Origin of the sequence: [Actinomadura] parvosata subsp. kistnae (assembly GCF_900323885.1) — a bacterium.
GTDB lineage: Bacteria > Actinomycetota > Actinomycetes > Streptosporangiales > Streptosporangiaceae > Nonomuraea > Nonomuraea composti.
Genome location: NZ_OOHJ01000011.1, coordinates 443,699 through 458,209, shown reverse-complemented (window position 1 = coordinate 458,209; position 14,511 = coordinate 443,699). Strand labels below are relative to the sequence as shown.

Here is a 14,511-nt window from a genome sequence, read left to right as displayed (position 1 = left end):
CTCCCGGCATGGCTTCCCGCCTCGGCCCTCACCTCGGGCCTCCCGCGTCAGGCCTCCCGCTTCGGGCCTCCCGCCTCGGCTCGTTGCCGGCGGCTTCACCTGCCCCGGGGCTCTCTCGTGGCGCCGGGTCGGCGGGGCGGTGTGCGGTGGAGCTCGGCGCAAAGCGGTCGGCGAGTCGAGGCGGATCGCGGCCAAGGGGTCAGCGGCCGAGGACGTCGAGGGCGGCCAAGGGGGTGGGTCGGTGGCTGAGAGCGGCCGAGGGAGGCCGAAGGGGCGGGTCGGTGGCTGAGGGGGACCGAGGGGCGGGTCAGCGGCCGAGGGCGTCCAGGAGGCGGTTGAGCGGGCTGTCCAGGCCGTAGCGGTCGGCGAGGCGGACGAGCGCCTCCGGGTCGCGGGGTTTGGCGGGCAGGGTCAGGTCCACGTCGGGGAGCGGCGCGTCCGGGGCGACCTTGACGACCGCGGGCGCCGCGGCCAGGTAGTCGCGGGCGGCGGCCAGGCGGGTGCGGCTGCCCGCAGGGAAGCCGTCCGTGACGCCCGCGTCGAGGGCCTCCAGCAGAGCGGGCAGCGAGCCGAAGCGGGTGATGAGGGCGGCGGCGGTCTTCTCGCCGACCCCGGGCACGCCCGGCAGCCCGTCGCTGGGGTCGCCTCGCAGGGTGGCGAAGTCGGCGTAGGCGCGGCCCGGCACGCCGTACTTGGCGGTGACGAACGCCTCGTCCACGATCTGCAGGTTGCGGATGCCGCGCGCGGTGTAGAGGACGCGCACCGGACGGGAGTCGTCCACGAGCTGGAACAGGTCACGGTCGCCGGTGACGATGTCGACGGCGCCGTCGCCGGCCTGGTGAGTGAGGGTGCCGATCACGTCGTCGGCCTCGTAGCCGGGCGACTCGAGGCGGGCGATGCCTAGGGCGTCGAGCACGTCCTGGATGACCGCGATCTGCGGGACGAGCGCCTCCGGCACCTCCTCGGTGTCGCCGTGCGCGACGCGGTGCGCCTTGTACGTCGGGATCGCCGCCACCCGGAACGCGGGCCGCCAGTCGGCGTCCATGGTGGCCGCCAGCGCCGCGGGCTGGTGCTGGCGCACGAGGGTGGCGATCATGTCGATGAGCCCGCGTACCGCGTTGACCGGCGAGCCGTCGGGAGCCTTGATCGACTCCGGGATGCCGAAGAAGGCGCGGAAGTAGAGGGACGGGGTGTCCAGAAGCATCAGCACCCGTCCATGGTGGCACTTCCCGCAGGCCGGCGGGCCCCCTCATCCCGCCCGCCTCAGCCCGCCCGCCTCAGTCCGGCCGCCTCAGTCCGGCCGCCTCAGTCCGGCCGCCTCAGTCCGGCCGCCTCAGTCCGGACCGCCCAGCACCCCCACCGCCAGCAGGCAGGCGTCGTCCTCCGGGTTGGGGCCGCCGATGTCGGCGAGCAGGCGGTCGAGGCCGCCGTCCAGGTCGTGGCCCTCCAGCTTGCGCGCGGCCGACATGGCCAGGTCGAGGCCCACGTCGATGTCGCGGGTGCGCCGCTCCACCAGCCCGTCCGTGAACATCAGCAGCAGGTCGCCCGGCTGCAGCCGGGTGGTCGCCAGCTCGTACGGGCTGCCGGACGCCGCCCCCAGCAGCACGCCCCGGGGTTGCGGAAGCTGGCTGGCCACGCCGTCGCGCACCAGGATGGGCGACAGGTTGCCCGCCTGGCCCCACGCGAACACCCGGGTCCGCGGGTCGAAGTGGCCGATGATCGCGGTGGCGGTGGTGTCCTTGAGCTGGTGCAGGACGAGCTCGTTCAGCCAGTCGAGCAGCCGGTTCGCGGCCTGCCCCGTCATGGCGAGGCCGACGAGGGCGTGGCGGAGCTGGGCCATGCGGGAGATCGCGGGCAGGCCGTGGCCGGAGACGTCCCCGATGGCGAGGAGCTGGCGGCCGTCCGGGGCGGGCGCGGCCTCGAACCAGTCGCCGCCCAGGTTCGCGGTCTTCTCCGCCGGTACGTACCGGACCGCGATCCTCGTCCGCGGCAGGTCGAGGCAGCCGTCCGGCTCGGGCAGGATCGCCTCGCGCAGCGCGAGCATGACGTGGCGGTCCTCGGCGGCCCGCTCGCGGGCCTCCAAGAGCTGGCGGCGCGACTCCGAGACCATGCGCTCGGCGCGGCGGCGGCCCGTGATGTCCTGGATGACGCCGTGCATGCCGATCGTGCCCTCCGGGCCCGTCAGCGGCTCCAGGACGACGCGCAGGTCACGCAGGTCGGCGGAGCCGGGCCCGCGGCGGATGCGGAACTCGGCCTGCACCGGCTCGACGCTCTGCACGACCGACCACATCAGGCGGTCGAGCGTGGCCACGTCGCCGGGCTCGACGTGCTCGGCCAGGTCGGGCAGGGCGATGGGGCCCTCGCCCGGGTCGCGGCCGAAGATCACGTACACCTGGTCCGACCAGATCGTCTCCCCTGTGTGCAGGTGCCATTCGGCCCAGCCCATGTTGCCGAGCCGCTGGGCGTGCGCCAGCCGTACGGCGAGCATCTCGGCGTCGCTCTCGTGCCCGAGCAGCTCGGCCGCGCCTATGACGTCGACCATGTGTCTCACTCTCGACGCGCGATGGAATCCGACAATTGGCCCCACACTACGTGATCGATCGTGAACGGTGTGTAGTGGAGGCTTGGTGCATGGTGCGATTTTCCGTGGATTTTAGGAGCGGATTTTGGGCGTCCCGTCCGGAGTAGATTGAGCCTGTGACGTCCTCAGACCTGTATCCCGTGTCCCGTCTCGCCGCCGTCCAGGAGGCCACCGCCAAGGCCGGCCTCGACGCCCTGCTGCTCACGCCCGGCCCCGATTTGCGTTACGTCAGCGGCTACGACGCCAAGCCGCTGGAGCGGCTGACGTGCCTCGTGGTGCCCGCGTCCGGTGAGGCGTACATGATGGTGCCCCGCCTCGAGCTGCCCGCCGCGCAGGCGTCGCCCGCCTCCCGGCTGGGGCTGGAGTTCGTGGCCTGGGACGAGACCGACGACCCGTACGCGATCGCGGCGGCGCGCCTCGGCCGGGTCGGCAAGGTCGGGCTGGCCGACCGCATGTGGGCCATGTCGTCGCTGCGCTTCCGCGAGGTGCTGCCCGAGGCCGAGCAGGTGCTGGCCGGCAGCGTCCTGCGGGAGCTGCGCATGCGCAAGTCGCCCGCCGAGGCGGCGGCGCTGCGCGAGGCCGGGCAGGCCATCGACGCCGTGCACCGGCAGGTGCCCGAATTCCTGCGCGCCGGGCGCACCGAGCGCGAGGTGGCCCGAGACATCACCGAGGCGATCCTCGCCTCCGGGCACCAGACGGTCGACTTCGTCATCGTCGCCTCCGGCCCCAACGGCGCCAGCCCCCACCACGACGTGTCCGACCGCGTCATCCAGGCGGGCGAGCCGGTCGTCGTCGACATCGGCGGCCAGCTCCACAACGGCTACTGCTCCGACTCCACGCGCACCTACAGCGTCGGCGAGCCGCCGGCCGAGTTCGCCGCCTACTACGAGGTGCTGCGCCAGGCCCAGGAGGCGGCCTGCGCGGCGGTGCGGCCCGGGGTGTCGTGCGAGTCCATCGACGCCGCCGCCCGCCGGATCATCGCCGACGCCGGCTACGGCGAGTACTTCATCCACCGCACCGGGCACGGCATCGGCATCGAGACGCACGAGGAGCCGTACATCGTGGCCGGCAACGGCGAGCCGCTGGAGCCCGGGTTCGCGTTCTCGGTGGAGCCGGGCATCTACCTGCCGGGGCGGCACGGGGCCCGGATCGAGGACATCGTGGTGTGCACGGAGAGCGGTGGGGAGCGGATGAACAACACGCCGCGCGAGCTGGTGATCGTCTAGCCGCTTCGGGCCCGCGCCCCAGAACGCCGCACGCCTGTGCCCCGCCGCACTGTGCGCAAGGCCCCGCGCCCCCACCCCGGATGCGCCCTGTTCAGCGCGTCCGGCGTGGCCTCGTTGCGAACGCTGCCGGCGCGGGATGCCGGCAGGTCGGGCGGGGTGCGGGCGTGTTGGGGGCGTGGCGTGTGGGCGGGGTGGGCGGCTGTGGCACAGTCGCTGTCATGTTCGCGGAGATCACGTACGCCACCAGGCCCGGCTCGGAGCGGCCCAACGAGGACCTGGTGATCGCCGGGCCGTCCTGGATCGTCGTCCTCGACGGGGCCACCGCCGCGGCCGGGGTCGACAGCGGCTGCGTGCACGACGTCGCCTGGCTGGTGGGGCGGCTCGGGGGAGCGCTGGCCGCCCGCCTCGCCGCCGACGACGGGGCGTCCCTGGCGGCGGTGCTGGAGTCGGCCATCGAGGTCACCGGGGCGGCGCACGGGGGAGCCTGCGACCTCGGCAACCCCGACTCGCCGTCCGCGACGGTCGCCCTCGTGCGGGCCCGCGCGCGGGTCGAGTACCTCGTGCTGGGCGACTCGACGGTGGCGTTCGCGCGGGCGGACGGCACGGCCCTGGCGGTGAGCGACGACCGGCTGGAACGGCTGCCGGGCGGGCGGCCGTACAGCCTGGAGCTGGTCCGGCGGATGCGGAACGCGCCCGGCGGGTTCTGGGTGGCGGGCGCCCGGCCCGAGGCGGCCAGGCAGAGCGTCACCGGCGAGCTGGACGCCCGCGACGTGCGCGGGGTCGGCGTGTGCACCGACGGGGTGACGCGGCTGTGCGACTGGTACGGGTGGAGCTGGGAGTGCCTCCTCGACGTACTGGCCGGGCGCGGCCCGCAGGCGGTGATCGGGGCGGTGCGGGAGCTGGAGGCGGCTCGCGGGCCGGCGCGCGGCAAGCGTCACGACGACGCCACCGCCGTGTGGGGGCGGCTGCCGCACTGAATCGCGCCCCGCCGGGCCTGAGGTGCGGTCCGACGTGTATCAGGCGCTGTCTCCGCCACTCTGGGATTCTGAGGGCCGGCGGAGGGAGGGCGCATGTTCGTCGGCAGAACGGCGGAGCTCGCCTCACTGCGCGCGGAACTGCGCGCGGCAGGCACAGGAGCCGCCAGGAGGGCCGTGGTCGAAGGGCCCGAGGGCATCGGCAAGACCGCGCTCATCCACCACGCGCTCGGCGGGGAGGCGAGCGTGCGGGTGCTGGCGGTCAGCGGCGAGGAGAGCGAACGGGGACTCAGGCTCGGCGTCATCCGGCAGCTCATGGACGAGGCGGCCCTGCTGGACCCCGGAACGAGCGACCTTCCGGGCGGAGGAACCGGCGCGGCGGACCATCGGCCGATCGGCGGGATGGATGGAGCCGGCCGGCATCCGGCCGAGGGGTCGGAGGCGGCACCTGGGCTCGCCGCATGGGGGAGCGAAGCGGCACATGGGCTTGCCGCCGGGGGGAATGGGGCGGCTCGTGAGCTTGGTGCCTGGGGGAGCGAAGCGGCTCGCGAGCTCGGCGACCGGGGGAGTGGGGCGGTTCAAGAGACTTTCGCTTGGGGGAGCGGGACGGCGTACGAGGTGGATCCGTGCGTGGCCGGGCAGGCGGTGTGCGACCTCGTCGCCCGCCTGTCGGCGTTCGGGACGCTGGCGGTGGTCGTCGACGACGCGCAGTGGGTGGACAGGGCGTCGCTGCGGGCGCTCAGCTACGTGCTGCGGCACCTGCGGGCCGGTCGGGTGCTCGTCCTGGTGGCGTGCCGCGACCTGGCCGATCCGTGGCTGCCCGACGGCCTGCGGCGGCTGCTCGCCGCCGACGGCACGCTGCTCGTCACGCTCGACGGTCTGAGCGCCGCCGACCTGGCCGAACTGGCCACCGACCCCACCCTGGCGGCCGGACATCGAGGACTCGGGACGTACGCGTCGCTCAGGGGCACACCGCTGGAAGTGCTATGTCCTGAGGCGCCGCGAGCGGAGCCGCTGCGGTCGGACGGGACGCGGCCCGCGGGTGTGGTGGAGGCGGCGAGGCGGTTGCGGGAGCACACGCTGGGCAACCCGCTGCACGCCCGCGCCCTGCTCGCCGTCCTGCCGCCGGCGGTGCTCGCCGACCCCGGCGTGCGGCTGCCGGCGCCCGAGAGCTATCGGCGGCCCTTCGCCCGTCGCCTGCACGACTGCGCCCCCGCCACGCGGAGGCTGGTCGAGGCCTGTGCCGTCATGGGCGGGCCGTGCCCGCTGCACGTGGCGGCGGCCGTGGCGACGGGCATCGACGAGCCGCTGAACACGCTGGAAGAAGCCGTCGCGGCCGGGTTGCTGCGCGAGCTGCCCGGCCGCCTGGTCGACTTCCCTGAGCCGCTGGCCAGGGCCGCCGCCTACGACGGCATCGGCGCGGGCGCGCGGGCGCGGCTGCACCTGGCCGCCTCCCGGCTGGCCGACGACGACGGCGGGGCGGCGCTGCGGCACCGGGCCGCCGCGGCGGACGGGCCGGACGAGGCGCTGGCGGAGGAGCTGGCGGGGTTCGCGGCCAAGGCGGCGCAGCACGGGCTGTGGCAGGAGGCCGCCGCCCACCTGGAGCTGGCCGCCGGTCTCACCGAGTCGCCGGGGCGGCGCGAGGAGCTGCGCACGGCCGTTCTGGAGCACGTCCTCGTCGGGGGCGACGTGATCCGCGCGGCCGAGCTCGCCGCCGCGCGCAACGCCGACCCGCGGCCGGTGCGCCGGTACGTGCTGGGCCGGCTCGCGCTGGCCGCCGGGCGCTTCGACGAGGCGTCCGAGCTGCTGGGCGAGGCGTGGCGGAACGCGGAGCCGGGGTTCGCCGCCGACGTGGCGGAGCAGCTCGCCTGGCTGCACCTGGTCACCGGGAACCGGGCGGAGTCGGCGCACTGGGCGCGCCTGTCGATCGAGCAGCCCATCGCGGGGCCGGTCGCCAGGCCGTACGACGTGCTGGCGCTGGGAGGGGCATCCGGCGCCGGCGCGCCATCCGGCAGCCTCGCCGAAGCCGTGGCGCACCTGGCCCTCGACGAGGCGGGCCAGGCGTGCGCCGTGCTGAAGCGGGCCGTGACCGCCGCGGGCGCGGCGGGGCTGCCGCACCACCGGCTGCTGGCCACGGCGCTGCTCGCGGTCGCCGAGCACGAGCTGGCGCGCTGGGACGAGGCCGTGGCGCACGCGGAGTCGGCCCTGGCGGAGGCGTTCGCGCTGGGGCAGCGCTGGCTGCTGCCGCTCCTCGACGCGGCCTGCGTGGCGCCGCTGGAAGCCAAGGGCGAGCACGAACGCGCCCTCGCCCACGCGGTGGCGGCCGTCTCGGCGGCCCGGGGCATGCGGCACGCGATGGGGGAGCGGCAGGCGGACCTGGCCATGGCCCTGCTCGGCGCGGCCGACCTCCCGGCCGGGGCCTCCTGCGCGGGCGCCGGGGCTTTCGTCCCGGATCCGCGCCCCGCCAGGGTGGAGGCGCTGGTCGCCGACGGCCGCCTGGAGGAGGCGGAGCGGGCACTGGAAGCGTACGACCAGGACCGGCCTGGAGGGGACGGCCGGCTTGACCCCTCCGACCATGATCGGCCTGGAGGGGACGGGCGGCTGGATCCCCTCGACCAGGACCGGCCGGACGGGGGCGCGCGGCTGGAGGCGAAGGACGCCGCTGAGCCTGGCCACGGGCGGCTGGGCCGCGACGGGTTCGGAGAGCGGCGGCGCAGGCAGGCGGAGCGGGTCAGGCTCGGTGGGCTGGTCCTGGCGGCGCGGAACGTTCCAACCGAGGCCGAGGAGGCGTTCGGGTACGCGTTGAAGCTGGTCGAGGAGGGCGTGTGCCCCCTGGAGGAGGCGCGCACGCTGCTGGACCTGGGCCGGCTGCTGCGCCGGACCGGCAGGCGCAGGGCGGCGGCCGAGCGGCTGGGGGCGGCGCGGGCGATCTTCGACCGGCTGGGGGCGCGCCCGCTGGCGGAGCGGTGCGCGCAGGAGCTGGAGGCGTGCGGGCTGGAGCCGCCGGCGACGGTCCGGCTCGGGCTCACCCCGCAGGAGCTCAGCACGGCCACGCTGGTCGCGGGCGGGCTGACGAACCGGCAGATCGCCAGGGAGCTGCTGATCAGCGTGAAGACGGTCGAGTACCACCTGGGCAAGATCTACACGAAGCTGGGCATCGGGTCGCGGGTGGCGCTGGCCGCCAAGCTGGCCGCGTACGGGCCGGAGGTGTCGTTCCCGGCGGGCGAAGCAGGCTGATCGGTCACTCAGCTGATACCTTGATCGGTAGATCACGATCATGAAACAATTGCCCCACAGGTGTGTATCCGGGTATGGGGGGACGTCGCCGATGGTCCGCGAGCCGATCGAGCGGCCCAGGATGCGGGACGCGTAGGGATGCGGGACCGCGAGCTGGACGAGGCGTTCGAGCTCGGCAGGACGTGCGCGCTGGCCGCGGAGTGCGGCAGGGATCTGCGGCGGTGCGCCCAGATGTACGCCGGCCTGTTCCCTGGCGCGGCTTTCGGCGCCGACTTCTTCAGCTCGCTGACCCTGGCGACGGCCTTCAGCGCCCCCTGGCATCGCGCGGACCGGCTGAAGGTGGCCAACAGGGCGGCCCTGTGGGTGACGGCGGTGGAGCGGCTCGTCGATCGCGCGGCGGCCACCCGGGAGCAGGTCGAGCGCCTGACGAGGGAGTGCCTGTCGGTCGCGGAGGGCGCGGTGCCGCGCTCGCCGGCCACGCGGTTCCTGGCGGACCTGCGCGACGAGCTGGCCACCACCGGCGACTTCGGCGACCTGCGGGGCGTCTGGCGCGACCAGCTCGACCGGACGCTGGCGGGCATGGCCACGGCCTGGATGTGGCGCGACACGAACACGGTGCCCACGCTGGCCCGCTACGTGGACAACGCCGACAGCCGCGGCTCGTGCTTCGTGGACCTGTCGCACTGGATCTACACCGCCGACGACTGGGCCAGGGCCCACCTGGAGGAGCTGTGCGCGGTCAGCCGGCAGGTGCAGCGGTACCTGCATCTGCTCGGCGACGTCGCCTCCTATCGCAGGGACCTGAGCTGGGGCGATCTGAACGTGCTCGCGCTGGGCGTGGACGGCGCGGACGTGGCGGCCGCGATGGCGGACCTGGCGCGGGCGGCGGAGCGGCGTATCGGGCCGGTGTGCGCGCACAGCCCGCGTACGGCTTCCTACCTGCGCAGACGCCTCGGGTTCCAGGCGGGTGTGACCGGTATTTCGGACTACCAGCGGGTCACCTAAAGGACTCGTCTGATTCCATGACAGACAAACTTGACACCAGCCTTGTTAGATCCGCGAAAAAAGTGGCTTGAGGCGACAAACCGTGACATTTTGTTTCTTGTAAAAGATTGCGGCTTGAGTGGAAAATGTGGCGTTGCTAGGGTGTCTCGATGCCAGGCATGTGGATCGACCCCTCTCAGGCGAACCTTGACAGGTGCCACTGACCGGCACCTCAGGGGCGGGGCCGCGCATGCGCGGGATAGGTACGGGCGGTGCTGGATGGAATTCGGTCGCATAGACCGTTGGCGGCTGCCGACCGCGATCAAGATCTTGATCGCGGGTGGATTCGGTGCGGGCAAGACCACGATGGTCGGCGCCGTGTCCGAGACCAGGCCTCTCCGTACGGAGGAGGCGCTCACCCAGGCGGGCACCCACGTCGACGACCTGTCCGGCGTCGAGCGCAAGCTCACCACCACCGTGGCGATGGACTTCGGCCGCATCACGATCCGCAACGACTACATGCTCTACCTGTTCGGCACGCCGGGCCAGGAGCGCTTCTTCTTCGTGTGGGACGAGCTGGCCATGGGCGCGCTGGGCGCGGTCGTGCTGGCCGACACCCGGCGGCTGGACGACTGCTTCCCCTCCGTCGACTACTTCGAGAAGCGCGACCAGCCGTTCATCGTGGCCCTGAACTGCTTCGACGGCGTCTCGCCCTTCACTGTCGGCGAGGTGCGCTCGGCGATCGGCCTGGAGCCGGACATCCCGATCGTGCGCTGCGACGCGCGCCGCCGCGACTCCGGCAGGGAGGTGCTCATCACCCTGGTCGAGCACGCGATGCGCAGAGGAGCCTCCCCGGTCGGGACCATGTCGTGACCATGACCGGCTACCTTTGATGCGATGGAGGAGATCGACCGCCGGATCGTCACGCTGCTGGCCAGCGACGGCCGCATGAGCTTCACCGACCTCGCCCGGGAGACCGGGCTGTCCGTGTCGGCGGTGCACCAGCGCGTACGCCGCCTGGAGAAGCGCGGGGTCGTGCGCGGCTACGCCGCGATCATCGACCACGACGCGGTGGGGCTGCCGCTGACCGCGTTCGTGTCGATCAAGCCGATCGACCCGGCCGCGCCCGACGACGCGCCCGAGCGGCTGGCCCACCTGGCCGCCATCGAGGCGTGCCACAGCGTGGCCGGCGACGAGAGCTACATCCTCAAGGTGCGGGTGGCCTCCCCGGCCGCGCTGGAAGACCTGCTGCAGCAGATCAGGGCCTCGGCCAACGTCTCGACCCGCACCACGGTCGTGCTGAGCACCCCTTACGAGCACCGCGCGCCCAACGTCGACCCCGACGGCGCGGACCCGTCCGGCGAGTCCGACGGCCCCGCCTGACCGCACGGCGACTCACCGGGGCGCGGACCTGTCCGGCGGCCCCGCCTGACCCGAAGGTGACTCACCCTGGCGCGCCCGTGAGGTAGCAGGAGCGCAGGCGCGCCAGGGCGGCCTTCCCGGCGCCCAGGCGCTCCAGCCCCAGCAGCCCCGCCCCCATGACGGGCGGCAGGCGCGCCACCACGAGCCGCGCGAGCGGCGCCCGCCGCGCGAACAGCTCGTCCAGCAGCCCCGTCAGCAGCGGGTCCCCGGCCGTCAGTAGCCCGCCGCCCAGCACCACCTCGGCCGGCGTCCCGAGCAGGCCGAGCCGCCGCAGGCACACCTCGGCGAGCACCGTCACCTCCTCCGCCTGCCGCTCCACCAGCGCCGTGGCCACCGCGTCGCCGTCGCGGGCCGCCGCCAGCACGCCGGGCGACAGCTCGTGCAGGCTCTCCTCGTCGATCCGGCCGAAGTGCAGGCCCAGCACGACCTCCTCCACGGTCGAAGCGCCGAAGTGGGCGGCCACCAGCCCGGCCAGCGCGGTCGGCGCGCCCCTACCGTCCTCGGCGCGGGCCGCGTGCCACAGCGCCTCCGCGCCCAGCCCCTGCCCGCCGCCCCAGTCGCCGCTGATGCGGCCGAGCGCGGGGAAGCGGGCGACGGCGCCGGTGGGGGAGACGCCGACCGCGTTGATGCCGGCGCCGCACACCACGGCCACCCCCCACGGCGCCGACGCTCCGGCCCGCAGCAGCGCGAACGTGTCGTTGCGCACCACCACGTCCGCGCCCAGCCCGCGCGCGACGAACCCGGCGGCCAGCGCCTCCTCCTCCACGGGCAGGTCGGCGCCCGCCAGGCAGGCCGACACGTGGTGGAACCCGGCGCGCGGCACCCCGTCCGGCAGCGCGCCGAGCGCCGCCGCGACCACGTCCAGCGCCGCCGCCACGCCGTCCCGCTGCGGCAGGAACGGCCCCGACCGGGCGGCGGCCAGCACCTGCCCGTGCTCCGACACGACGGCCACGTCGGTCTTGCTGTTGCCGCCGTCCACGGCCAGCACCAGGCGCACTAGCCCACCGCCCACGGCAGGTGCTCCCGCCCGGCCTCCAGCAGCAGGCCCGTCAGCTCCTCGGCGAGCTCGTCCTGGCCGATGAGGGGGTGGGCGAGCAGGGCGTCCCTGACCCGGTCCGCGCCGCCGTGCAGGGCCGCCTCCAGGGCCAGCGTCTCGTACGCGGACACGTGCGCGATCAGCCCCGCGTACAGGGGCTCCACGGGCGGCACCGGCAGCGGCACGGCCCCCGACGCGGTGACGGCCGCCGGTACCTCGATCACCGCCTCGTCCGGCAGGAACGGCAGCGTGCCCGCGTTGCGCAGGTTCACCACCTGGGTGTCGCCCCGGTCGCCGAGCAGCGAGGCGACGAGCGCGACGGCCGCCTCCGAGTAGAACGCCCCGCCCCGCCGCGACAGCAGGTCGGGCTTGGTCACCACGGCCGGGTCCGCGTACAGCTCCAGCAGCCGCGCCTCCATCTCCGCCACCTCGGCCGCGCGCGTCGGCTTCGCGCGCTGCTCGCGGACCACCTCGTCGTGGGCGTAGAAGTAGCGCAGGTAGTAGGAGGGGACGGCGCCGAGCCGGGCCAGCAGCCCGGGCCGCAGGCCCAGCGACGCGGCCAGCTCCGGCCCGTGCGCGCGCAGCAGCTCCGGCAGCACCTCCGCGCCGTCCAGGGTGACCGACCGCTCCCACGTCAGGTGGTTGAGCCCGACGTGGCCGAGCGCGACGCGCGCGGGGTCGGCGCCGAGCCAGGCGGCGAAGCGGCGCTGGAAGCCGATGGCGACGTTGCACAGGCCGATGGCGCGGTGCCCGGCGTCGAGCAGCGCCCTGGTGACGATGCCGACCGGGTTCGTGAAGTCGACGATCCACGCCGCCGGGGCCACCTCGCGGACGACCGAGGCCAGCTCCAGCACGACCGGCACCGTACGCAGCGCCTTGGCCAGCCCGCCGGCGCCGGTCGTCTCCTGCCCCACGCACCCGCACCGCAGCGGCAGCCGCTCGTCCACGTCGCGGGCCGCCTGCCCGCCCACCCTGAGCTGGAACAGCACCGCGTCCGCCCCCTCGGCGCCGCGCGCGAGCGAGGAGGTGGCCAGCACCCGCGCCGGATGCCCGGCGTGGGCCAGCATCCGCCGCGCCATGCCCGCCACCCGCTCCAGCCGCGCCGCGTCCGGGTCGACGAGGGCCAGTTGCGTCACCGGCAGCTCCTCGCGCAGCCGCGCGATCCCGTCCACCAGCTCCGGCGTGTACGTCGAGCCGCCCCCGACCACCGCGAGTCTCAACCCTTCACCCCCGTCAACGTCACGCCCTCGATGAAGACCCGCTGGGCGAGGAAGAACACGACGATCACCGGGGCGGTCACCAGCAGGGTGGCCGCCATGGTGAGGTTCCACTGCACGCTGTGGAACGCCTTGAACGTGGCCAGGCCGAGCGACAGCGTCAGGTCCCGCTGCTCGACCCCGGCGTACAGCAGCGGCCCGTAGTAGTCGTTCCAGCAGTAGAAGAACTGGAACAGGGCCACGGCCGCCACCGCCGGCCTGGCCATCGGCAGGATCACCTTGAGCAGGGTCATGAGGTCCGTGCAGCCGTCCACCCGGGCCGCGTCGGTGTAGTCGCGCGGGATCGTGAGCAGGAACTGCCGCAGCAGGAAGATCGAGAACGCGTCCCCGAGCAGCGTTGGCAGGATGAGCGGCCACAGGGTCCCGGTCAGCCCCAGCCGCGCCCACACCAGGTAGATCGGCACCGCGACGACCTGCGGCGGCAGCATCATGGCGGTGACGACCAGCAGGAACGCCGCCCTGCGCCCGCGGAAGCGGAAGCGGGCCAGCGCATAGGCCGTGGGCACCGACGAGACCACGGTGAACAGCGTGGCGAGCGTCGCGTACAGGAACGTGTTGCCGGCCCAGCGCAGCAGCGCGGACTTCTCGAAGACCTCCGCGAAGTTCGCCCAGCTCCACTCGTGCGGCCACAGGTCGCTGGTCAGCGCCTGCTGGTCGCTCATCAGCGCGGTCAGGCCGATGAAGACGACCGGGGCCAGGAACATCAGCGCCAGCGCGACCGCCAGGGCGTGCGTGGCGACCCACAGCAGCGCCCGCCGGCGGCGCGCCCGGAGCCCCTGGCGGCGGGAGCCGCTCGCGAGGACCTGGCGGGGCGTGGTGATCGTGGCGTTCACGACACCTCCCCGGCCCGGCGGAACTGCCGCAGCAGGAGCAGCGTGAAGATCATCGAGGCGGCGAACAGGAGGAGGGCGAGCACGCAGGCGTACCCCATCGTGTAGTCGCGGAAGCCGACCTGGAACAGCCACTGCGGCAGCGTGAGCAGCGACTCCTCCGGGTAGCCGGGGGTGAAGGAGCTGCCCGGCGAGTCCGTCACGCCCGAGGCCACGCGGGAGGCGATCATGGCCTGGCTGAAGTACTGCAGGGCGTAGATGACGTTCGTCACCAGGGAGAACATCAGGACGGGCGCGATCGCGGGGAGCGTCACGCTGCGGAACTGCCGCCACGGGCCGGCGCCGTCGATGGCGGCGGCCTCGTACAGGTGCCGCGGCACGTCCAGGAGCGCCGCCATGAAGATCACCATGAGCTGGCCGCAGCCCCACAGCGACAGCAGCGTCAGGCTCGGCTTGGACCAGGCCGGGTCGCCGAACCAGTCGGGGCCGCGGATCCCGAACAGCGCCAGGAACTGGTTCCACGGCCCCGTGGCCGGGTTCAGCAGGAAGACGAACGTGATCGTGCCCGCGGCGGCCGGCACCAGCGAGGGCAGGTAGAAGATCGTGCGGAACAGGCCGGCCCCGGCCTTGAGCCTGACCACGAGCTGCGCCAGGGCCAGCGAGAACAGCACGGTGGCCGGCACCATGACGGCCACCAGCCACAGCGTGTTCGCCGCCGACGTGCGCACCCTGGGGTCGTGCAGCAGGTAGCGGTAGTTGTCGAGGCCGGTGAACTCCAGCGTGTACATGTCGTAGCGGTGGAAGGAGAAGTACACCGTGGACAGCAGCGGGTAGACGAAGAAGATCGCCACCCCGGTGAGCCACGGCGCCAGCCAGACGAGGGCCCGCAGGCCCTCCCGGTCGCGCAGCCGGCGGTGGGGGAGCCCGTGGGAGAGCGCGCTCAC

General features: G+C 74.1%; 12 protein-coding genes. 6 read left to right on the top strand and 6 right to left on the bottom strand.

Going from position 1 to position 14,511, the window contains the following annotated elements:
* Positions 1-307: 307 nt before the first annotated feature.
* Complete coding sequence (locus KIS93_RS12800) at positions 308-1,204, bottom strand: 5'-3' exonuclease (RefSeq protein WP_080046917.1); 897 nt, start codon at positions 1,202-1,204, stop codon at positions 308-310.
* Between the two features lie 129 nt (positions 1,205-1,333).
* Positions 1,334-2,542, bottom strand: a complete 1,209-nt coding sequence (locus KIS93_RS12795) for a PP2C family protein-serine/threonine phosphatase (RefSeq protein ID WP_080040265.1) — start codon at positions 2,540-2,542, stop codon at positions 1,334-1,336.
* Positions 2,543-2,697: 155 nt separating this feature from the next.
* On the opposite strand from KIS93_RS12795, the gene KIS93_RS12790 reads away from it, so the two are divergent.
* The 6 genes from KIS93_RS12790 to KIS93_RS12765 all read left to right on the top strand — a co-directional run bounded on the left by KIS93_RS12790 (position 2,698) and on the right by KIS93_RS12765 (position 10,385).
* Complete coding sequence (locus KIS93_RS12790) at positions 2,698-3,807, top strand: M24 family metallopeptidase (protein WP_186404130.1); 1,110 nt, start codon at positions 2,698-2,700, stop codon at positions 3,805-3,807.
* Positions 3,808-4,025: 218 nt separating this feature from the next.
* A complete protein-coding gene (locus KIS93_RS12785) occupies positions 4,026-4,784 on the top strand; it encodes a protein phosphatase 2C domain-containing protein (protein WP_080040264.1) in 759 nt (252 codons plus the stop codon).
* A 93-nt stretch (positions 4,785-4,877) separates the two neighbouring features.
* Positions 4,878-8,018, top strand: a complete 3,141-nt coding sequence (locus KIS93_RS12780) for a helix-turn-helix transcriptional regulator (RefSeq protein WP_080040263.1) — start codon at positions 4,878-4,880, stop codon at positions 8,016-8,018.
* 138 nt (positions 8,019-8,156) lie between these two features.
* Positions 8,157-9,023 (top strand): terpene synthase family protein, encoded by an 867-nt coding sequence (locus KIS93_RS12775; protein WP_080040262.1) that lies wholly within the window; start codon positions 8,157-8,159, stop codon positions 9,021-9,023.
* 258 nt (positions 9,024-9,281) lie between these two features.
* Positions 9,282-9,875 carry a GTP-binding protein gene (locus KIS93_RS12770; RefSeq protein WP_080040261.1) on the top strand — a complete coding sequence of 198 codons (594 nt, stop codon included), beginning with the start codon at positions 9,282-9,284 and terminating at the stop codon, positions 9,873-9,875.
* A 24-nt stretch (positions 9,876-9,899) separates the two neighbouring features.
* On the top strand, positions 9,900-10,385 hold the full coding sequence (locus tag KIS93_RS12765; protein WP_080040260.1) for an Lrp/AsnC family transcriptional regulator: 486 nt from the start codon (positions 9,900-9,902) through the stop codon (positions 10,383-10,385).
* 61 nt (positions 10,386-10,446) lie between these two features.
* On the opposite strand, the gene KIS93_RS12760 is transcribed toward KIS93_RS12765, so the two are convergent.
* From KIS93_RS12760 to KIS93_RS12745, 4 genes are read right to left on the bottom strand one after another with little or no spacing between them, the layout of a single operon-like run.
* On the bottom strand, positions 10,447-11,436 hold the full coding sequence (locus tag KIS93_RS12760; RefSeq protein ID WP_230466313.1) for an N-acetylglucosamine kinase: 990 nt from the start codon (positions 11,434-11,436) through the stop codon (positions 10,447-10,449).
* Positions 11,421-12,680, bottom strand: a complete 1,260-nt coding sequence (locus KIS93_RS12755) for a 6-phospho-beta-glucosidase (RefSeq protein ID WP_080040258.1) — start codon at positions 12,678-12,680, stop codon at positions 11,421-11,423. The genes KIS93_RS12760 and KIS93_RS12755 overlap by 16 nt, the downstream gene beginning before the upstream one ends.
* The gene (locus KIS93_RS12750; protein ID WP_080040257.1) at positions 12,677-13,570 is read right to left on the bottom strand and encodes a carbohydrate ABC transporter permease; all 894 of its coding nucleotides are present in this window, start codon (positions 13,568-13,570) and stop codon (positions 12,677-12,679) included. The genes KIS93_RS12755 and KIS93_RS12750 overlap by 4 nt, the downstream gene beginning before the upstream one ends.
* Positions 13,567-14,511, bottom strand: a complete 945-nt coding sequence (locus KIS93_RS12745) for a carbohydrate ABC transporter permease (RefSeq protein WP_080040256.1) — start codon at positions 14,509-14,511, stop codon at positions 13,567-13,569. The genes KIS93_RS12750 and KIS93_RS12745 overlap by 4 nt, the downstream gene beginning before the upstream one ends.